This is a genomic window from Burkholderia sp. AU4i, assembly GCF_000466765.1.
GTDB classification, from domain to species: domain Bacteria; phylum Pseudomonadota; class Gammaproteobacteria; order Burkholderiales; family Burkholderiaceae; genus Burkholderia; species Burkholderia cepacia.
On sequence record NZ_ASSI01000105.1, the window covers coordinates 1 to 19,154 of the forward strand.

Here is a 19,154-nt window from a genome sequence, read left to right on the forward strand (position 1 = left end):
CGCGCCGGCGCGAAGCGTTCGTGGCCGAGGTCGATGCGTACCGGAAGCAACGCGCCAGGCTGCTCGACGACCTGTCGGCGCAGAGCGCCGCACTGGAAGTCGCGAGCGGGCTCGGCGGGCTGGTCGTCGCGGCGCTCGGCGCGCTGCTGTGCGCGCGTGGCTGGTTTCCGCGCGAGTCGTTGCCGCTGCTGGTGCTGGTCGCGGTGGCCGCCTTCATGCCGGTTGCCGAAATCGGCCAGGTCGCGCGCCAGCTCGCCGACACGATCGCGTCGACGCGCCGCCTGCGCGCGCTCGAGAAGGAGCCCGTGCCGGTGACGGACGGCACGCATGCGCTGCCCGCCGATCCGGCGGTGCGCTTCGAGGCGACGTCCTTCACGTACCCGGGCCGCAGCGTGCCCGCGCTCGACCGCGTGAGCTTCGAGATGGCGCCTGGCAGCACGGTCGCGCTGGTCGGTGCGTCGGGCGCCGGCAAGTCGACGGTCGCGAGCCTGCTGCTGCGCTTCTGGGATCCGCAGCAGGGCCGCGTGACGCTCGGCGGCGTCGACCTGCGCGACCTGCGGCTCGACGACCTGCGCCAGCACATCGCGCTGGTTGCGCAGGACACCTACCTGTTCAACGACACGCTGGAGGCGAACATCCGGCTCGCGGCGAACGACGCGTCCGACGCGGACGTGCAGCGCGCGATCGAGCATGCGGCGCTCGGCGAATTCGTCGCGCGGCTGCCGGACGGGCTCGCGACGCGCGTCGGCGAGCGCGGCGTGCAGTTGTCGGGCGGCCAGCGCCAGCGCGTCGCGATCGCGCGTGCGTTCCTGAAGGATGCGCCCGTGCTGATCCTCGACGAAGCGACGTCCCACCTCGACACGATCAGCGAGCAGCAGATCCGCGCGGCACTGGAAGACCTGATGACGCAGCGCACGTCGATCATCATCGCGCACCGGCTGTCGACCGTGCGTAATGCCGACCTGATCCTCGTGATGGAGCAGGGCCGCGTGATCGAGGCCGGACAGCATGCGGACCTGCTGGCGCGGCAGGGCGCGTATGCGCGGCTCGTGTCGCATCAGGCAAGCGGGGTGGCGGTGTAAGCGACGTCGCATCGGCGCGCGGGCCTTGCTTCCGGCGGTTCCGTGCGCGTGTCGCAACATTCGTCGAGTCACGCCGGAGGGTGCGTGCGTCGCGGGGGACGCCACCCCGGCACCGTACCCGATCGCCGACGCTTCACGCTGACAAACCCTATGCGCGGGCCGCGACGATTGTCCGAGCGCCCGCGCGATCCTCCTCCTCTCGTGCGTGACGCCCTGGGCCGCAAGCCGGCCCGGTCACCGCCAACTGCGCCCAGGCGCCGCCGCCGTCCGGCGCGGCGTGATCCGGCCCGGGTGCTTCCCCCGGGTGCTTCGCCCCGCGCCACCCTCCCTTTCCTCCGATTTATCCGCGCCGCGCGCCCCGGGTTTGTTTCGATGCATTTATCCGTTGCGCGTTTTTTTGTTGTCGTAGTATCGCGGTTGACAACACTTGTTGCACTAAGGTCTAATTCGACATCGCATGTTGCGGTGCGGCTTGATGTCGTCGTTACCGCCGGCCGGCTGGCCGGTCACATCGCTCAATCATGCGGAGAGAAATCATGAGTCGCCGTTCCTTCCTGAAAGCCGTCGCGGTCGTTGCCGCGCTCGGCGCAAGCCTCGCACACGCGGATACCAGGACGCTCGTCGTCGGCACCGACACGTCGTTCATGCCGTTCGAGTTCAAGCAGGGCGACAAGTATGTCGGCTTCGATCTCGACCTGTGGGCGGAGATCGCGAAGGACCAGGGCTGGAAATACACGATCCAGCCGATGGATTTCGCGGGCCTGATCCCGGCCCTGCAGACGCAGAACATCGACGTCGCGCTGTCGGGGATGACGATCAAGGAAGAGCGCAAGAAGGCGATCGACTTCTCCGCGCCGTACTACGACAGCGGTCTCGCGGCGATGGTGCAGACCGGCAACACGACGATCAAGTCGATCGACGACCTGAACGGCAAGGTGATCGCCGCGAAGACGGGCACCGCGACCATCGACTGGATCAAGGCGCACCTGAAGCCGAAGGAGATCCGCCAGTTCCCGAACATCGACCAGGCCTACCTCGCGCTCGAAGCCGGCCGGGTCGACGCGGCGATGCACGACACGCCGAACGTGCTGTTCTTCGTGAACAACGAAGGCAAGGGCAAGGTGAAGGTCGCGGGCCAGCCGGTCAGCGGCGACAAGTACGGGATGGGTTTCCCGAAGGGCAGCCCGCTCGTGCCGAAGGTCAACGCGTCGCTCGTGAAGATCAAGGCCGACGGCCGCTACGCGCAGATCTACAAGAAGTGGTTCGGCGCCGAGCCGCCGAAGATGTAAGCGCGACGGCGCACCATGGCGCGGCCGGGCGGCCGCGCCGGTCTTGAATCGAACGGGGAGCGACAAGTGAATTTCGATTGGTCGGCGATCTGGGCGGCGTTGCCGGACCTGATGGACGGGGTCCGGTTGACGGTGTTCATCGCATTTTTCGGGCTGGTGGGCGGCTTCATCGTCGGGATGATCGCGGGCATGTTCCGCGCATACGGACCGAAGGCGATGAACGTGCTCGCCCAGGTCTATATAGAGTTGATTCGCGGCACGCCGATCGTCGTGCAGGTGATGTTCCTGTACTTCGCGCTGCCGCTGCTCGCGCATATCCGCATCGACGGCCTGACGGCCGCGATCATCGCGATCACGGTGAATTCCGGCGCGTATCTCGCGGAAGTGGTGCGCGGCGCGCTGCTGTCGATCCCGAAGGGGCTGACGGAGGCGGGGCTCGCGATGGGGTTGTCGATGCCGCGCGTGCTGCTGAAGGTGGTCGGGCCGCTCGCGTTCCGGCGGCTGATTCCGCCGCTCGGCAACCAGTGCATCGTGAGCCTGAAGGACACGTCGCTGTTCATCGTGATCGGCGTCGGCGAACTGACGCGCAAGGGGCAGGAAATCATCGCGGGCAATTTCCAGGCGGTCGAGATCTGGAGCGCCGTGGCCGTCATCTACCTGCTGCTGACCGGCGCGATGACGCTGACGCTGCGGCTCGTCGAAAAGAGGATGAGAATTCTATGAGCATGATCGAATTCCAGAACGTGTCGAAGAGTTTTGGCCACGTGCCGGTGCTGAAGCACATCGACCTGAAGATCGACGCGGGCGAGGTGGTCGTCGTGATCGGCCCGTCCGGCTCGGGCAAGTCGACGATGCTGCGCTGTATCAACGCGCTCGAGAAAATCACCGGCGGCGAACTGCTCGTCGACGGCCAGAGCGTGCGCGGCAACGCGACGACGATCCGCAACATCCGGCTCGAAGCCGGCATGGTGTTCCAGCAGTTCAACCTGTTTCCGCAAATGACCGCGCTCGAGAACGTGATGTTCGGGCCGATCCAGGTGCGCGGCGCGTCACGTGCCGACGCACGCGACCAGGCGATGGCGCTGCTCGACAAGGTCGGCCTCGAATCGCGTGCGAATCATTACCCGTCGGAGCTGTCGGGCGGCCAGCAGCAGCGTGTCGCGATCGCGCGCGCACTCGCGATCCGGCCGCGGCTGATGCTGTTCGACGAGCCGACGTCGGCGCTCGATCCGGAATTGCGACACGAAGTGCTGAAAGTGATGCAGGATCTCGCCAACGAAGGGATGACGATGATCGTCGTCACGCACGAGATCGGCTTCGCGAAACGGGTCGGCACGCGGCTGCTGTTCATGGATCAGGGCGGCATTGCCGAGGACGGCCATCCGGTCGACCTGATCGACCGGCCGCCGACCCCGCGCCTGAAGGAATTCCTGAAACACGTGTCCTGAACGAAACCGAAATGGCCGACCTGCCGCTTTCCCTTACTCCTGTCATCGCCGGTGCGCCGTTCGACATCGGCGTGCGCCTCGGCGAACTCGCCCGTCCCGTGTTCGACGCGTACATGCAGCAGAGCAGCGCGTGGCAGGCCGTGCGCCGCTGGCGCGGCCATCCGTTCGTCGATGCGCTGCGGCAGGCGGCGCTGGCCGCGTACCCCGATCTCGTCGCGGAACTGGACGGGATCGCGGCGGGTGTCGGCTGGCCGGCCGAGGACATCTTCCTGTGGAACTGCCGCGGCGAGCTGATCCACAACGCGCCGGACGGCTGCACGACGCTTGCCGCGCGCGATGCGGCCGGCACGCGCTGGATCGCGCACAACGAGGACGGCGATCCGTTCCTGCGCGAACGCTGCCTGCTCGTCGACGTGCAGCCCGTGGGCAAGCCGGGCTTCGTCAGTTTCTACTACCCGGGCTCGCTGCCGGGGCACACCTTCGCCACGAACCGGGCCGGCATCGTGCAGGCGATCAACAACCTGCGGATCAGGACGCCCGCGCCGGGCGTGCCGCGCATGATCCTGGCGCGCGCCGTGCTCGATGCGGCGTCGCTCGACGAAGCCGCCGACGTGCTGCGCGTGAATGCGCGCGCGAGCGGCTTTCACCATACGCTCGGCGCGACCGGCGACACGCGGCTGCTGAGCATCGAGGCGAGTGCCGCGCGCTGCTCGGTCGTCGACGTGGCGACGCTGGCCGGGCACGCGAACCATCTCGTGCATCCGGGCTGTGAAGCAGAGGCGCAGATCGTCACGCAATCGTCGGCCGACCGCCAGCGCCGCGTCGACGCGCTCGTGCCCGGGATCGACGCGATCGATGCAGCCGCGCTGCTGCGCGTGCTCGGCGATCGTGCACCGGAAGGGTTGCCGATCTACCGCGACGATCCTGCGGACCCCGACGACGAAAATACGCTGGCCACGGCCGTGTTCGCGATCGGCGCGGCGTCGATCGACGTCACCATTCACCAACAAGGCACGCAGCGTTTCGCGACACGCATCGTGCCGTCCGGACGCGCGCACGACGCATCCTGATCCATGAGGCAACGCATGACGACCGTTTTCCATCGCGCTCCGCGCGCCACCTTGCCCGTCGCCGTCGCAGGCGACGGTATCGAGATCATCGACTCGACCGGCAAACGCTACATTGACGCGTGCGGCGGCGCGGCCGTTTCGTGTCTCGGCCACAGCAACCAGCGCGTGATCGACGCGATCAAGCGGCAGGCGCAGCAACTGGCCTACGCGCACACGTCGTTCTTCACGACCGACGTGGCCGAGGAACTCGCCGACCGGCTCGTCGAAGCGGCGCCGGCCGGCCTCGAACACGTGTATTTCGTGTCGGGCGGCTCCGAGGCGGTCGAGGCCGCGCTGAAGCTCGCGCGCCAGTATTTCGTCGAGAAGGGCGAGCCGCAGCGCCGCCATTTCATCGCGCGACGCCAGAGCTATCACGGCAACACGCTCGGCGCGCTTGCGATCGGCGGGAATGCGTGGCGGCGCGAGCCGTTCCTGCCGCTGCTGATCGAGGCGCACCACGTGAGCCCGTGCTATGCGTATCGCGACCAGCAGGCGGGCGAAACCGACGAAGCGTATGCGCAGCGCCTCGCGGACGAGCTCGAGCAGACGATCGTCGAACTCGGCGCGGACAACGTCGCGGCATTCGTCGCGGAGACGGTGGTGGGCGCAACGGCCGGCGCGGTGCCGCCGGTGCGCACGTACCTGAAGAAGATTCGCGCGGTGTGCGACAAGTACGGCGTGCTGCTGATTCTCGACGAGATCATGTCGGGGATGGGCCGCACGGGTTACCTGTACGCGTGCGACGAAGACGGCGTCGCGCCCGATCTGCTGACGATCGCGAAAGGGCTCGGCGCCGGCTACCAGCCGATCGGCGCGACGCTGGTGAGCGACCGCATCTACCGGACGATCGTCGACGGCTCGGGTTTCTTCCAGCACGGCCACACGTACCTCGGCCATGCGACCGCGTGCGCGGCCGCGCTCGAAGTGCAGCGCGTGATTGCCGAAGAGAAGCTGCTCGACAACGTGAAGGCGCGCGGCGAGCAGTTGCGTGCGTCGCTGCGCGAGCATTACGGCGCGCATCCGCATGTGGGTGACGTGCGCGGCCGCGGGCTGTTCGTCGGCGTCGAGCTCGTGCGCGATCGCGACACGAAGGCGACGTTCGATCCCGCGCTGAAGCTGCACGCGGCGGTCAAGCGCGAAGCGATGCAGCGCGGGTTGATGGTGTATCCGATGGGCGGGACGATCGACGGCGTTCACGGCGATCACATCCTCGTTGCGCCGCCTTTCATTTGCACCGCGCAGCAGATCGACACGATCGTCGAGCGGCTGTCGGGCGCGATCGACGCGGCGCTCGCGTCGGCCGGCGCGTAAGTGCATTCGTTGAACGTTCTCCGGAGATCGCCATGACCAACAGATTGCCTCCGTTCGATCCCGCATCGGCCACCGATGAGCAGAAGGCCGTGCTGGCCGACATTCTCAGCGGCCCGCGCGGCAACCTGAACGGGCCGTTTCTCGGCTGGATCGCGAGCCCCGAACTGGCCCAGCACGCGCAGAAGCTCGGCGCGTTCTGCCGCTATCGCACGGGCCTGCCGCTGCGCCTGTCGGAACTCGCGATTCTCGTGACGGCCGCGCGCTGGCGCTCGCAGGCCGAGTGGCACATCCACCATCCGATCGCGCTCGAAGCGGGGGTGCCGGCCGCGACGGCCGACGCCATTCGGCTCGGCGTCGCGCCCGCATTCGAATCGGACGACGATGCGCTGATTCATGCGTTCGCGAGTGAGTTGTACGACACGCGGCGCGTGAGCGACGCGACGTTCGCGCGGGCGCAGGCGCGCTTCGGCCACGAAACCGTCGTGAATCTCGTTGCATTGCTCGGCTACTACGCGCTCGTCGCGATGACGCTGAACACGTTCGGCATGCGTGCGGACGGGCAGACCGAATTGCCGTTTCCGGAGTAAGGGCGACGTTCCGGCCGTGCCGGAGCGGGGCGGCGATACGTCTGACGAACATCGTGACGACCTGCTCCCGGCACAATGCAACCAAATGTATTCGTACGGGATCGACGGCCGATCGCCGCGTATGATGGCTTGTTCACGTCGACATGATCGGTGAGCAAGCATGACGAGTACCCGCAAGACCTTGATGATCGCCGGTGGGCTCCTGGTAGCCGCGGCCGGCACTGCCTACGTGATGCTCCTGCGCGCGGACCACCGTGCGATCGAAGACGCCGGCATCGGCGATTCGGCCGCGCCGGTTGCCGTGGCACCCGCGAACAACGATCACGCGGTGCAGGGCACGATCGCACCGCCGGCCCCGGCGGCCCGGGCCGATACGGCATCGAAGCAGGCAGCCGTTTCCCCGCAGCCACCGGCCCCGGCAACGCCCGCACCTGCACCTGCACCTGCACCCGCGCGTGTCGGTGCCGCACCCGCATCCGTCCCCGCCGTTCCTGTCGTCAGCGAGAAAGCGCAGCCGAGCGCACCGGCGCCGAAGGTCAACGTCGTGACCGTCGATGCGCAGGATTCGACCCCGCCGGCCCCGGCGCCGGCTGCGAAACCTGCCCAGCCGGTCGCCCCCGCGCAGGTCACGCAACGCGCACCGCGCAAGCGCGACGGTCTCGAACGCCACGCGGCCGCCGCGCCTTCCGCCACGAAATCCGAAACGCCGGAGACGGCCGCGCTCGTGAGGGAATCGGCGAAGCTCGACCCGTCGTTGCCGCCGCCGCCGATGTCGTCGACATCATCGATGTCGTCGAGCGCCGGTTCGTACCGGCAGGGGAGTTCGTCGTCGGGCGCGAATCCGGTTGCCGCTGCGATGACCGAGCAACTGGTCAGGCAGTCGAGCAGTGTCAAGGCGTCGCCCTCGGCAAATAGCGATTCGACAGCGACCAAGTAAGCCGCGCAACTCGAGCGTGATGCTTGCGAACGTGATCGAACGGACGTGCCATGAGGCGCAATGCCAATACACGATGACGTTTGACGCGAAAGCCGCGAAGGTTGCAGGAATGCGACTCGTCAGTTAAGGGCAATTCGCTATTCGTCTGCGCCTCCAGGCGTCGACACAAAAAAAGGGCCCCGCACGCCGACCAAAGCATGCGGGGCCAAGAGAGACAAACTGTTGTGCCGATGTGCGACGCGCGTTACGCGGCGACCGCTTCCTCGGCCTGCGGTTGCGCGGCGGCCACCGGTGCGACGTCCTGCCGGATCAGGTGGTCGAACGCGCCGAGCGATGCCTTCGCGCCTTCACCCACCGCGATCACGATCTGCTTGAACGGCACCGTCGTCACGTCGCCGGCCGCGAACACGCCCGGCACCGACGTCGCGCCGCGCGCATCGACGACGATCTCGCCGTGCTTCGACAGTTCGACCGTACCTTTCAGCCATTCGGTGTTCGGCACGAGGCCGATCTGCACGAACACGCCTTCCAGATCGATGCGCTGCGTGTCGCCCGAGCGCAGATCCTTGTAGACGAGGCCGTTCAGCTTGCTGCCGTCGCCGGTCAGCTCGATCGTTTGCGCCTGCGTGACGATCGTGACGTTCGGCAGGCTGCGCAGCTTGCGCTGCAGCACTTCGTCCGCGCGCAGTTGCGCACCGTATTCGATCAGCGTGACGGCCTTCACGATGCCGGCGAGGTCGATCGCGGCCTCGACGCCCGAGTTGCCGCCGCCGACCACCGCGACGCGCTTGCCCTTGAACAGCGGGCCGTCGCAGTGCGGGCAGTACGCGACACCACGGTTGCGGTATTCGCGCTCGCCGGGCACGTTGATTTCGCGCCAGCGCGCGCCGGTCGCGAGGACGATCGTCTTCGCCTTCAGCACCGCGCCGTTCGCGAGGCGGATCTGGTGCACGTCGCCCGGAATCAGCGCATCGGCACGCTGCACGTCCATGATGTCGACGTCGTACTGCTTCACGTGCTGCTCGAGCGCTGTCGCGAACTTCGGCCCTTCGGTTTCCTGCACCGACACGAAGTTTTCGATTGCCATCGTGTCGAGCACCTGACCGCCGAAACGCTCGGCGACCACGCCCGTCGCGATGCCCTTGCGTGCCGAGTAGATGGCGGCTGCCGCGCCCGCCGGGCCGCCGCCGACGATCAGCGTATCGAACACCGGCTTGTTCTCGAGCGACTTCGCGGCACGTGCGCTGGCGCCCGTGTCGAGTTTCGCGAGGATTTCCTTCACGCTGCTGCGGCCCTGGCCGAACGAGGCGCCGTTCAGGAACATCGTCGGCACGGCCATGATCTGGCGCGACTCGACTTCATCCTGGAACAGCGCGCCGTCGATCGCGACGTGGCGGATGCGCGGGTTGATCAGCGACATCACGTTCAGTGCCTGCACGACTTCCGGGCAGTTCTGGCACGACAGCGAGAAGTACGTTTCGAACGCGTAGTCGCCGTCGAGCGCGCGGATCTGTTCGACCACGTCGTCGTCGAGCTTGATCGGGTGGCCGCCCGTCTGCAGCAGCGCGAGCACGAGCGACGTGAATTCGTGGCCCATCGGGATGCCGGCGAAGCGGATGCCGGCCGGCTTGCCGGGCTCGCCGATCGAGAACGACGGCTTGCGCTCGGCATCGTCGCGGCGTTCGGTCACGGTCACGCGATCCGTCAGCGACGCAATCTCGTTCAGCAGCGCCAGCAGTTCCTGCGATTTCGCGCCGTCGTCGAGCGAAGCGACGAGTTCGATCGGGCGCGTGATTTTTTCGAGGTACGCTTTCAGTTTGTTCTTGAGATTGGCGTCGAGCATGGCGTTTCGGATTCCGTATTGATGATTCTGGTCGGGCACGTCGTGCCGGAGGAGGGCGCGGGCCGCATGCGGCGGCGGCCCGTCTTCGTGTGTCTCGCGCGCCTCGTGCGAGGCGCGCGGAGCGATCGTCAGATCTTGCCGATCAGGTCGAGCGACGGGGTCAGCGTTTCCGCGCCCGGCGTCCACTTGGCCGGGCACACTTCACCCGGGTGGGCCGCGATGTATTGCGCGGCCTGCACCTTGCGCAGCAGTTCGCCTGCGTCGCGGCCGATGCCGTTGTCGTGGATTTCGCACAGCTTGATCTCGCCTTCCGGGTTGATCACGAACGTGCCGCGCAGTGCCATCCCTTCTTCCTCGATCAGCACGTCGAAGTTGCGCGACAGCGTGAGCGTCGGGTCGCCGATCATCGGGTACTTGATCTTGCCGATCGTGTCCGACGTGTCGTGCCATGCCTTGTGCGTGAAGTGCGTGTCGGTCGACACGCCGTAGATTTCGACACCCAGCTTCTGGAATTCCGCGTAACGGTCGGCGAGGTCGCCCAGCTCGGTCGGGCAGACGAACGTGAAGTCGGCCGGATAGAACACGACGACGGACCACTTGCCCTTGAAGTTCTCTTCCGAGACGGGCACGAAGTCGCCGTTGTGGTAAGCGGTTGCCTTGAACGGCTTGATTTGGGTGTTGATGATCGGCATCTGGAGAGTTCCTTTGCTTCAGTGGTGAGTGGAGTGTTGCCAGTATCCGGGTTCACCCTGAGCTTGTGAAATTGCTTGTTTCAATCCGGGACATCGGGAATTTCTATCTGCTTCCGGCCCTTGATTGGGTGGGGCTTGGGGGGCTTGTGAGGCGGTGGGCGGATCGCCGATGAATGCGGGTTGACAGCGGGGCAGTTTGGCGTGATGTGCCGGCGCGAGTGGCTGGCACATTGCGTGCGCAGGATGGTCGTCTCGCGCGTTCGTATCAGGTGCTGCGGGAGGGCCGAGTTCCGGCGCATACAACGGGTTCGGACTCGGAGGTGACTTGGCGCTGACTCAGAGCTTGTAGGGCACGCGAACGCCGGGTTCGGTGGCAGGGAAGTCCTTCGTGTTGCGCGATACGAGCAGTAGACCGTTCACTTGTGCCGATGCCCAGACGATTGCATCGGGAAGGCGTATGCGGCGTTCCTTGCGGATTGTCACGGCACGATTCGCAACCGGGCTGTCCAGTGCGATGACATCGAACGACGACAGCCACGCGCGGATGGGTGCCTCGTCCTGTGCGGACGTGCCGACCAGGACCTCCATCCACGAGATCGTGCTGATCGCCCGATAGTCGTAGCGGCCCAGTTCCGCACGAGCGGATTCCACGCCGCCCAGATAGTCGATCAGGATGTTGGTATCGAAGAGAGCTTTTACCATTCCGAGCGCAGTTCTTCCTGATAGGTGAGCCCGTCGACCTTGCGATCTTTCCAGAGACCGAAGACGTCGTCGGCAAGCCGGTGCTTGTGCAAGGCAATATAGGCATCGATCGCGTCGCGGATGATTGCGGCGCGGGGACGATGTTGAGTCTCGACGATGACGGCCAACTCGTCGAGTTGGCCGTCCGACAGATCGACCAGAATTCGGCTCATGATAGCCTCCGATATATGATATGCATATCATATATACCAGATCTTTCGGCCGCAAGACGGTAGCAAGCGAATCGGCGCAGCGTACCCCGCTCAAATCCCCGCCATCTTCCTCAACCACTCCGCCAGCCGCCGTGCCCCGTCCGGCATGTCCGCGTCCTCGCGCGTACACAGGTAGTAATCGCGCCCGTCGTCGAGCGCGTGGTCGAACAGTTTCACGAGCTCGCCATTCGCCAGTTCGCGCTCGACCAGCGGCGCGCGCAGCAATGCCGCGCCGAGATCCGCGCGCGCGGCGCTCAGCGTCAACTGGCCGTCCTCGAACATCGGCCCCACCGCGTGCGACACATGCCGCACCCCGGCGCCCTGCAGCCAGTTGACCCACGTGCTGCGATCCTCGTCGTGCACGAGCGGCGCGCGCGCGAGATCGGCCGGCGTGCGGAACGGCCCGTGGCGCTTCAGGAACGACGGGCTGCACATCGGCACCATCGCGCCCGGCAGCAGGCGTTCGCAGCGATAGCCGGGCCAGTCGCCGGTGCCGAAGCGGATCGACAGGTCCGACGCATCGCTGCGGTAGTTGCGGTGATGCGCGTACAACACCGTGACGTCGACGTCCGTGTTGTCGGCCAGGAACGCATGCAGCCTCGGAATGAACCAGCCGATGCCGAGCAACGGAATCAGGCTGACGGTGATCTGCCGCAGCGACGAGCGGTCGCGCACGAAGCGCGTCGCGCTGCGCAGCACCGAGAACGCGGCGCTGATCGAGCGGTAGTAATCGCGGCCTTCGTCGGTGAGCGCGAGCAGCCGGCCCTCGCGCACCGTCAGCGGCGTCTGGATGAACGCCTCGAGCAGCTGCAGCTGATGGCTGACCGCCGACGGCGTGATGTCGAGCTCGCCCGCGGCTGCGGTCACCGACCCGAGGCGCGCGAAGGCTTCGAACGCACGCACCGCGCGCAGCGGTGGATCGTGCGGCAATTGTTCGATATTTTTCATGTGTCGAATTTTATCGAAAAATCAGGGTAAGCGAAAACACAAAAATATCCTGTATTTACAGTGATATAGGTTAATGTGTGGCCAGCGGTATAAGCATCCAACAATTGGGTATTTGGGGTTTGGGTGCTCAATATTTAATATTTTTCATGTTTTGATTCGATCCACCCATCCCCGCACATGAAAATCGCTTTCCTCCACGCCACCCTCGCATTCTCGGCGGCCGCCCTGGTCGCTTCCGTTCCCGCCTTCGCGCAATCCGCGCCGCAGACGGTCCTGATCGGTCTCGCCGCGCCCCTCACCGGCCCGTCCGCGCGGATCGGCAAGGATCTGCAGAACGGCGCGCAACTCGCGATCGACGATGCGAACGCGAAGCATCCGACCATCGGAGGCAAGCCGGTCGTCTATAAGCTCGTCGCGGCCGACGATCAATCGGATCCGCGCACGGCCGTCGCGGTCGCGCAGCAGCTCGTCGACCAGCACGTGATCGGCGTCGTCGGCCACTGGAACACGGGTTGCAGCGTGCCGGCATCGCGCGTCTACCGCGATGCGGGCATCCCGCAGATCGCGCCGGCGTCCACCGGCCATCAATACACGCAGCAGGGTTATGCGACGGCGTTCCGCATCATGGGTCACGACGATGCGGGCGGCAACTTCACGGGCGCGTATGCGGTGAAGACGCTGAAGGCGAAGCGTATCGCGGTGATCGACGATCGCACGTCGTTCGGCGCGGGGCTCGCCGACCAGTTCATCAAGGGCGTGCAGGCGAACGGCGGGGCGATCGTCGATCGCCAGTACGTGAACGACAAGACGACCGATTTCAGCGGTGTGCTGACCGCGATCAAGGGCAAGCGCGCTGATCTCGTGTTCTTCGGCGGCCTCGATGCACAAGCGGCGCCGATCGCGCGCCGGATGCGCCAGCTCGGCGTGAACGCGCCGCTGCTCGGCGCGGGCGGCTTCGTGAGCCAGACCTTCCTGTCGCTCGCGGGCAAGGGCGGCGACGGCGTGACGGCGCTCGAACCGGGCCTGCCGCTCGACCGGATGCCGGGCGGCAAGGCATTCGACACGCAATACCAGGCGCGCTTCCGTGCGCCGATCGAACTGCATGCGCCGTTCGCGTACGACGCGGCGGCCACGCTGATCGCGGCCGCGCAGAAGGCCGGCACGACGCAGCCGGCGAAGCTGGTCGCGGCGGTGCGTGCGATCGACCGGCCCGGCGTGACGGGGCGGATCGCGTTCGACGGCGAAGGCAACCTGAAGGACCCGGCCTTCACGATCTACCAGGTGCGCGGCGGCAAGTGGACCGTCGTCGACGTGCTCGGCGGCTCGCGCACCGCAACCAAGTAAGCGAAACGACACGGCGCAACACAGCGCAATACATCGATAAAACGACCCGGACGATCCCCATGACCGAAGCGACCCAGACATCCGCCGCCGCACCCGAGGACACGCGCCTCGGGATCCTCGCGCGGCGCCGCATCGAAGCGGAAATCATCAAGCCGATCTACGAGATCATGAAGCGCGAGTTCGGCGCCGAGCGCGCACAGGCCGTGATCGCGGAAGCCGTGCGCGGCGCGGCCGTCGACGCCGGCCGCACGTTCGCCGCGCAGGAGCCGGGCGGCACGAGCGTGAAGTCGTTCATCGCGCTGCAGGTGCTGTGGGAGAAGGACGATGCGCTCGACGTCGAGGTGCGGCGCGCGGACGACGCGCACTACGACTACGACGTGCATCGCTGCAGCTACGCGGAGATGTATCACGCGATGGGGCTCGGCGAGATCGGGCATCTGCTGAGCTGCGCGCGCGACAGCCATTTCATCCAGGGTTATGCGCCGGACATCGCGCTCACGCGCACGAGCACGATCATGCAGGGCGGCAAGCGCTGCGATTTCCGTTACGCACTGCAATCCGCGCCGGAGAACGGCGATGCGTGACGATCGCGGCAACGTGGATATCGTAAGCGCGCCGCGCGTCGACGGCGACCGCCTGTGGGCGTCGCTCGAACGGATGGCGCAGATCGGTGCGACGCCGAAGGGCGGCGTCTGCCGACTTGCGCTGACCGACCTCGATCGCGAGTCGCGCGACCTGTTCGTGCAATGGGCGCAGGACGCCGGCTGCACGGTGCGCGTGGACCGGATGGGCAACGTCTTCGCACGCCGTCCGGGGCGCAATCCCGACGCCGCGCCGGTCATGACGGGCTCGCACGCCGATTCGCAGCCGACGGGCGGCCGCTACGACGGCATCTACGGCGTGCTAGGCGGGCTCGAGGTCGTGCGTGCGCTGAACGACGCGGGCGTCGAGACCGAGCGCCCGATCGACGTCGTGATCTGGACCAACGAGGAAGGCTCGCGCTTCGCGCCGGCGATGGTGTCCGCCGGCGTGTTCTCGGGTGTCTATACGCTCGAATACGGGCTGTCGCGCACCGACGGCGCGGGCAGGACGATCGGCGAGGAACTGGCGCGGATCGGCTACGCGGGCGCCGAGCCCGTCGGCGGTTATCCGGTGCACGCGGCGTATGAACTGCATATCGAGCAGGGCCCGATTCTCGAACGGGCCGGCAAGACGATCGGTGTCGTGACGGGCGGGCAGGGGCAGCGCTGGTACGAAGTGACGCTCACCGGCGTCGACGCGCACGCGGGCACGACGCCGATGGAGGTCCGCCGTGATGCGCTGGTCGGCGCCGCGCGGATGATCGCGTTCATCGAGGTGCTCGGCCGTCGTTACGCGCCGGACGCACGCGCGACGGTCGGGATGATCGAGGCGCGGCCGAACTCGCGCAACACGGTGCCGGGCGGCTGCTTCTTCACGGTCGAGTTTCGTCATCCGGACGATGCGGTGCTCGACGAACTGGACGCGGCGCTGCGCGCCGAACTGGCGCGTGTGGCCGATGAAACGGGCCTCGGTGCGCAGATCGAGCAGATTTTCACGTATGCGCCGATCCCGTTCGCGCCGCGCTGCATCGACGCGGTGCGTGACGCGGCACGCTCGCTCGGGCTGTCGCACCTGGACATCGTGTCCGGCGCGGGTCATGACGCATGTTATGTCGCGCGCGTTGCGCCGACCGGGATGATCTTCGTGCCGTGCGTCGACGGGCTGAGCCACAACGAGGCCGAAGCGATTACGCCCGAGTGGGCGGCGGCGGGGGCGGATGTGCTGTTGCGGGCGGTGTTGCGGAGCGCGCAAGAGGCCTGAGCCCGAGCGTGACGGCCCGGCCCGGCGGCACGGTGTGCGCCGGGCCGTGCCGGTTTCGGCCTGGCGCCGCGAACGCGAAATTCGCGTCAGGCCGCCGGCGAATGTCGATCGATGTATCGGCGCATCACGTAAAACGCCGTATCGGTGCGCCCCGGCATCGTCACCATCTCACCATCGGCCGTAAAACCGAGCTTTTCATAGAACCGGTACGCCACTTCGCGTGCCGTACACCACACGAGCGCGGCCCCGTGCGCTTGCGCATGCCGCACGCATACCTGCACCAGCACGCGCCCGAAGCCCATGCCGCGCACGGTAGGGTCGACGGCCATTCCGCGAAGCCGCCATGCGGGCCGTGCCGGATCGTCGTCGCGCAACTCCTCGCAGAGCGACGCGACCGCCACGATGTTCGACCGGCCGTCGCGCACGCCGACATGCAGCGTCGTCGGCGCATGGTCGCCAGCCAGTTCGCAGGCGTTCAGGTCGCCGTTCAGCAGGATCGCTGCCCGGAGCGGGTGCGTCTGCGCGGCGTCGATCGACGCGATGGTGAACAGCGGGTCGCCTGAAGTCATCAACATTCCTCGTGCAATCGGGCCGCGCGTTATCGAGCGGCCTTGCGCCGTGCCATATACGCAAGATACGCGACGATCTGGTCGAGTTCCCGGTCGCTCAACTGGTCGGGCGGAAACGCCGGCATGACGCGGCCCGGCCAGTCGCGCACCGATGCCGGGTTGCGGATGTAGCGGCGCAGCGCGGCCGGCTGGAAGTAGTCGACCGGGTTCATCGGCGTGTTCAGGTCGGGGCCGGCATGGCTGCTGCCCGCGCCGTCGAGCCGGTGGCACGCGAGGCATTGCGTGACGAACAGGTGCAGCCCCGCGCGGGCCGGGTCGTCGGCAGGCAACGCGGCATCCACGGCAAGCGACGGCCAGCGCGCGAGCGGCGACGATTCGATCGTGATGCGCACGATCTGGTACGGCCACTGCTCGCCGCGCACCGACGCGGCGTCCGGCCCGAGCCACACCAGATAGAACGGCCCCGCGCTGACCTGCTTGCCGGGCAGCTTCGGCCACGGATGGGCCGGGTCCTCGATCGCGAGCCACGGAACGGCGCCGGCCGGCGCACGGCGGCGCACGAGGTCCAGCGGCAGTTGCGCGGCGAAGCCGTCGGCGGCGCGCGTTTCGAGCACGCCGTCGGTGGGCAGCGGCGTGTCGCCGAGCAGCGCGGCGAACGGCACCGCGCGGAACGTCATCGGCCGGCCATACGCGATGTCGCGCGGCACACGGATGTCCGTCGCGTCGGGGCGTGCGAGCAGTGTCTGCCGGGTGAGGGGGCGGGCCGTGCCGTCGGTGTCGAGCTCGAGCGTGGACTGGGCCGACGCGCGTTGTCCGAACAGGCAAACCGTCAGCAGCACGAGCGAAAACCACTGGCGCTTCAGCATTCGTTCTCCGGGAAGGGGCGTTCCGGCGGCGGCAGGAGGCGGGCGCCGCGGCCGATGGAAGGAATCGGGCGACAGTCTATCCGGTACGCGCGGCGCTGGCGACTGCGGCGCGGGGGCCGGTGACCGGTTCCGCGCGACGGTGTATCGTGCTTTGTCACGCACCGGGTGCGGCCGGCCGCACCCGACGTCGGGCCGCGGGCCCGAGGATACCGTCGGCGCCGCGCGGCCCGGCGGCATTCAACGAGACCGGACAACACGCATGGACTCCCCGACAGAGCGGGCGCTTGCCCATATCCGACGATCGTGGCCGCCGGCACGGCAAGGCCACGCATTTCCCGTCACGCTCAATTTTCATCCGGACATGCCGTCCGACGGTATGGGCACGCTCGAGCGGATCGTCCTCGACGGCATCTACCGGTCCCAGTTCGAGACGGCGACGAGCAACGGCGGCCTCACCGCGTATCCCGGCGGCGATCGCTGGCTGTGGGAAAGCCGGATGTTCGGGCAGGCGTACGATGCCGCCGACCCCGCGCTGCGGCCGAAGTACGGCGCGCTGAACCATCTGGGCGATCCCGTCGGCGGGTCGCGCCGCTTCGGGTCCTGTCATTTGCGCCTGCATGGCGACGCGCATCGGCGCACGACCTTCTGTTACCCCGACAGCCATTACCGGCCCGAGCATTTCGCGATTCACGACTGCACGGCGCTGATCGCGCTCGCAGCCGAAAACCGCGCCGGCCTCGATCCACTGCTCGACAACTACATCGAGGCGCAGGTGCATGGCGTGGTCAGTCTGGACGACGACGTCGACGCGATCGTGCTCGATCCGAGCTATCGCGATACGCCGGTCGAGGCCGCGGCGACGCGGTCGGGCTGCCGGATCGAGTGGCACGACGGGTTCCGGCTGTCGCTCGACCGGCTGGCCGAGTGCGCGCAATTCCGCGGGCAGGCGGCCGCCGACGCGATCGAACGCATCGCCGTCGACCGCATCGTGACGCCGGCCGTGCTCGGCCGCGCGCGCGACGGCACACTCGACTATCAGACGGCCAAATGGGTGTGGCATTGCATGGCGCGGTTTGGACTGGCGCGCGAAAACGCGGACTGACCGCACTCATCCGGCATGCGCCGCGCGACACTTGCGCGTCGTCGCTTCAATGACTCGAACAAGGCACTGCGCTTTTCGGCATCGGCGTGTCATGCGCAGGCTCGAAATCGGCTTCGCGCGTGCCCGACGGCGTCAGCGACACGAAATGCATCGCGTTGCCGCGCGCCGGGAAACCGGCGATGCCCGTCATGCCCCACGGAATCGGCGAACGCTGCACGCCGCCGATCGCGATGTCCGCCGGCCCGAGTGCCAGCGTCAGCAGCCGGCCGTCGCGGATCGGCACGTACGCATGCGTGCCGGACACCCCGATGCCGGATTCGCGCACCGACGCCGGCAGGCAGTCGAGCGTCGCCGTGCGGCGGCCGTCCGGCGCGATCAGCATCGCGATGCCGCGATCGTCCGCCGTCGTCGTGACGACGATGAAGCGGTCGATCTCCGGCACATACGCCGACGCGTAAACGTAGTACTGGATCGCGTCGTTCAGCGTTCCCAGCTTGTCCAGCTTCGCGGTGACCGGGTCGAACATCGCGTATTCGAGCGTCGCGTCCGTGCTGCCTTCGATGAACTTCTGCCACACGAGCAGCGCGGCATGCGGCGAGCCCGCGACCATGGGCCACCACTCACGGCGGTGCGGCGCGACCGCGACGTGGTTCAGCACGCGCCCAGCCGCGTCGTAGGTCTTCACGTAGACGCCGTTGCCGGTGCCGAGGTTGTCGACGCCGCCGCCGTCGATCCAGTCGGCGGAATAGAACACGACGAAGCGGTCGGCAGCCGTGGCGACGTGCCCCGAGTGGCCGCCCGATTCGACGTCGTTCGGGTAGGGCTTGACCGGTTTCAGGTCGCGGCGGTACACGCCGTAGCGCTGGCTGACTTCCTGCGGCGCGTTCCAGCCGTCCTCGAACGTGACGAAGATGTCGCCGCGCGCGTTCTGCGCGATCGACACGGGTTCCTGCGCCTCGGGGCGGCTGATGAACGTATGGACGTGCAGCAGGTGCGACCCGCCGGGCAGCCATTCTCCGACGTACACGTCATGCGGCCAGTTGCCGTTGCGCATCGCGCCGCGCGGCACGATGCCCGAGCTGCTGAAGAACACCCAGCGCTTGCCGCTGCCGGCGTCGGCCACGCCGATGCCGTGCATGAAGCTGCGCGGATCGGCGGCCGGGTGGGGGGCCGGGGCGGCCGGCACGGCGACCGTATGCACGGCCGGCGTGGCGGCGACGGCCGGCGGCGCC

At 67.4% G+C, this 19,154-nt stretch carries 20 protein-coding genes; 12 read left to right on the forward strand and 8 right to left on the reverse strand.

Annotated elements, in window-relative coordinates; genetic code table 11:
* The 8 genes from L810_RS23865 to L810_RS23900 form a co-directional block, all read left to right on the forward strand.
* A partial coding sequence (locus tag L810_RS23865) for an ABC transporter ATP-binding protein (RefSeq protein ID WP_042975859.1) occupies nt 1-1,082 on the forward strand: 1,082 nt, incomplete at its 5' end.
* A gap of 536 nt (nt 1,083-1,618) precedes the next feature.
* Nucleotides 1,619-2,371, forward strand: coding sequence for a glutamine ABC transporter substrate-binding protein GlnH (glnH, locus tag L810_RS23870; protein ID WP_021160889.1), 753 nt, complete (start codon nt 1,619-1,621; stop codon nt 2,369-2,371).
* Nucleotides 2,372-2,386: 15 nt separating this feature from the next.
* The gene (glnP, locus tag L810_RS23875; RefSeq protein WP_021160890.1) at nt 2,387-3,094 is read left to right on the forward strand and encodes a glutamine ABC transporter permease GlnP; all 708 of its coding nucleotides are present in this window, start codon (nt 2,387-2,389) and stop codon (nt 3,092-3,094) included.
* A complete protein-coding gene (gene glnQ, locus L810_RS23880) occupies nt 3,091-3,819 on the forward strand; it encodes a glutamine ABC transporter ATP-binding protein GlnQ (protein ID WP_021160891.1) in 729 nt (242 codons plus the stop codon). The genes glnP and glnQ overlap by 4 nt, the downstream gene beginning before the upstream one ends.
* Before the next feature lie 20 nt (nt 3,820-3,839).
* The gene (locus tag L810_RS23885) at nt 3,840-4,889 is read left to right on the forward strand and encodes a C45 family autoproteolytic acyltransferase/hydolase (protein ID WP_042975863.1); all 1,050 of its coding nucleotides are present in this window, start codon (nt 3,840-3,842) and stop codon (nt 4,887-4,889) included.
* 15 nt (nt 4,890-4,904) lie between these two features.
* Nucleotides 4,905-6,239: an aspartate aminotransferase family protein gene (locus L810_RS23890; protein WP_021160893.1), complete on the forward strand. Its 1,335-nt coding sequence runs from the start codon at nt 4,905-4,907 to the stop codon at nt 6,237-6,239.
* 32 nt (nt 6,240-6,271) lie between these two features.
* Nucleotides 6,272-6,826 (forward strand): carboxymuconolactone decarboxylase family protein, encoded by a 555-nt coding sequence (locus tag L810_RS23895; protein WP_021160894.1) that lies wholly within the window; start codon nt 6,272-6,274, stop codon nt 6,824-6,826.
* 160 nt (nt 6,827-6,986) lie between these two features.
* Nucleotides 6,987-7,763 carry a hypothetical protein gene (locus L810_RS23900; protein ID WP_021160895.1) on the forward strand — a complete coding sequence of 259 codons (777 nt, stop codon included), beginning with the start codon at nt 6,987-6,989 and terminating at the stop codon, nt 7,761-7,763.
* A 244-nt stretch (nt 7,764-8,007) separates the two neighbouring features.
* Here the strand turns inward: L810_RS23900 and ahpF are convergent, their stop codons facing one another.
* The 5 genes from ahpF to L810_RS23925 all read right to left on the reverse strand — a co-directional run bounded on the left by ahpF (nt 8,008) and on the right by L810_RS23925 (nt 12,199).
* Nucleotides 8,008-9,606, reverse strand: a complete 1,599-nt coding sequence (ahpF, locus tag L810_RS23905; RefSeq protein ID WP_021160896.1) for an alkyl hydroperoxide reductase subunit F — start codon at nt 9,604-9,606, stop codon at nt 8,008-8,010.
* Nucleotides 9,607-9,734: 128 nt separating this feature from the next.
* On the reverse strand, nt 9,735-10,298 hold the full coding sequence (gene ahpC, locus L810_RS23910; RefSeq protein WP_006488685.1) for an alkyl hydroperoxide reductase subunit C: 564 nt from the start codon (nt 10,296-10,298) through the stop codon (nt 9,735-9,737).
* Nucleotides 10,299-10,634: 336 nt separating this feature from the next.
* The gene (locus L810_RS23915) at nt 10,635-11,000 is read right to left on the reverse strand and encodes a type II toxin-antitoxin system VapC family toxin (protein WP_021160897.1); all 366 of its coding nucleotides are present in this window, start codon (nt 10,998-11,000) and stop codon (nt 10,635-10,637) included.
* A complete protein-coding gene (locus L810_RS23920; protein ID WP_021160898.1) occupies nt 10,994-11,212 on the reverse strand; it encodes a hypothetical protein in 219 nt (72 codons plus the stop codon). Before L810_RS23920 ends, L810_RS23915 begins: the two co-directional genes overlap by 7 nt.
* 90 nt (nt 11,213-11,302) lie before the next feature.
* Complete coding sequence (locus L810_RS23925; RefSeq protein WP_021160899.1) at nt 11,303-12,199, reverse strand: LysR substrate-binding domain-containing protein; 897 nt, start codon at nt 12,197-12,199, stop codon at nt 11,303-11,305.
* 177 nt (nt 12,200-12,376) lie between these two features.
* Between L810_RS23925 and L810_RS23930 the strand changes: the two genes are divergently transcribed.
* From L810_RS23930 to L810_RS23940, 3 genes are read left to right on the forward strand one after another with little or no spacing between them, the layout of a single operon-like run.
* Complete coding sequence (locus L810_RS23930; protein WP_021160900.1) at nt 12,377-13,543, forward strand: branched-chain amino acid ABC transporter substrate-binding protein; 1,167 nt, start codon at nt 12,377-12,379, stop codon at nt 13,541-13,543.
* Nucleotides 13,544-13,602: 59 nt separating this feature from the next.
* Entirely contained in the window at nt 13,603-14,127 is a 525-nt protein-coding gene (locus L810_RS23935; RefSeq protein WP_021160901.1) for an L-2-amino-thiazoline-4-carboxylic acid hydrolase, read from the forward strand.
* Nucleotides 14,120-15,385, forward strand: a complete 1,266-nt coding sequence (locus L810_RS23940; protein ID WP_021160902.1) for a Zn-dependent hydrolase — start codon at nt 14,120-14,122, stop codon at nt 15,383-15,385. Before L810_RS23935 ends, L810_RS23940 begins: the two co-directional genes overlap by 8 nt.
* Before the next feature lie 86 nt (nt 15,386-15,471).
* On the opposite strand, the gene L810_RS23945 is transcribed toward L810_RS23940, so the two are convergent.
* Nucleotides 15,472-15,954, reverse strand: a complete 483-nt coding sequence (locus tag L810_RS23945) for a GNAT family N-acetyltransferase (RefSeq protein ID WP_021160903.1) — start codon at nt 15,952-15,954, stop codon at nt 15,472-15,474.
* Nucleotides 15,955-15,983: 29 nt separating this feature from the next.
* A complete protein-coding gene (locus L810_RS23950; protein ID WP_042975861.1) occupies nt 15,984-16,820 on the reverse strand; it encodes a c-type cytochrome in 837 nt (278 codons plus the stop codon).
* A 259-nt stretch (nt 16,821-17,079) separates the two neighbouring features.
* Here L810_RS23950 and L810_RS23955 point away from each other — a divergent pair, with 259 nt between their 5' ends.
* Complete coding sequence (locus L810_RS23955; protein ID WP_021160904.1) at nt 17,080-17,922, forward strand: DUF3626 domain-containing protein; 843 nt, start codon at nt 17,080-17,082, stop codon at nt 17,920-17,922.
* A gap of 46 nt (nt 17,923-17,968) precedes the next feature.
* On the opposite strand, the gene L810_RS48145 is transcribed toward L810_RS23955, so the two are convergent.
* Nucleotides 17,969-19,154, reverse strand: a 1,186-nt coding sequence (locus L810_RS48145; protein ID WP_042975862.1) for a hypothetical protein, incomplete at its 5' end; no start/stop codon positions are given.

Bases quoted from the DNA above. Each gene is read 5' to 3' on its own strand.
- glnH (WP_021160889.1), top strand. From the start codon at position 1,619: ATGAGTCGCCGTTCCTTCCTGAAAGCCGTCGCGGTCGTTGCCGCGCTC.
- glnP (WP_021160890.1), top strand. From the start codon at position 2,387: ATGGCGCGGCCGGGCGGCCGCGCCGGTCTTGAATCGAACGGGGAGCGA.
- glnQ (WP_021160891.1), top strand. From the start codon at position 3,091: ATGAGCATGATCGAATTCCAGAACGTGTCGAAGAGTTTTGGCCACGTG.
- L810_RS23890 (WP_021160893.1), top strand. From the start codon at position 4,905: ATGACGACCGTTTTCCATCGCGCTCCGCGCGCCACCTTGCCCGTCGCC.
- L810_RS23895 (WP_021160894.1), top strand. From the start codon at position 6,272: ATGACCAACAGATTGCCTCCGTTCGATCCCGCATCGGCCACCGATGAG.
- L810_RS23900 (WP_021160895.1), top strand. From the start codon at position 6,987: ATGACGAGTACCCGCAAGACCTTGATGATCGCCGGTGGGCTCCTGGTA.
- ahpF (WP_021160896.1), bottom strand. From the start codon at position 9,606: ATGCTCGACGCCAATCTCAAGAACAAACTGAAAGCGTACCTCGAAAAA.
- ahpC (WP_006488685.1), bottom strand. From the start codon at position 10,298: ATGCCGATCATCAACACCCAAATCAAGCCGTTCAAGGCAACCGCTTAC.
- L810_RS23915 (WP_021160897.1), bottom strand. From the start codon at position 11,000: ATGGTAAAAGCTCTCTTCGATACCAACATCCTGATCGACTATCTGGGC.
- L810_RS23920 (WP_021160898.1), bottom strand. From the start codon at position 11,212: ATGAGCCGAATTCTGGTCGATCTGTCGGACGGCCAACTCGACGAGTTG.
- L810_RS23925 (WP_021160899.1), bottom strand. From the start codon at position 12,199: ATGAAAAATATCGAACAATTGCCGCACGATCCACCGCTGCGCGCGGTG.
- L810_RS23930 (WP_021160900.1), top strand. From the start codon at position 12,377: ATGAAAATCGCTTTCCTCCACGCCACCCTCGCATTCTCGGCGGCCGCC.
- L810_RS23935 (WP_021160901.1), top strand. From the start codon at position 13,603: ATGACCGAAGCGACCCAGACATCCGCCGCCGCACCCGAGGACACGCGC.
- L810_RS23940 (WP_021160902.1), top strand. From the start codon at position 14,120: ATGCGTGACGATCGCGGCAACGTGGATATCGTAAGCGCGCCGCGCGTC.
- L810_RS23945 (WP_021160903.1), bottom strand. From the start codon at position 15,954: ATGACTTCAGGCGACCCGCTGTTCACCATCGCGTCGATCGACGCCGCG.
- L810_RS23950 (WP_042975861.1), bottom strand. From the start codon at position 16,820: ATGCTGAAGCGCCAGTGGTTTTCGCTCGTGCTGCTGACGGTTTGCCTG.
- L810_RS23955 (WP_021160904.1), top strand. From the start codon at position 17,080: ATGGACTCCCCGACAGAGCGGGCGCTTGCCCATATCCGACGATCGTGG.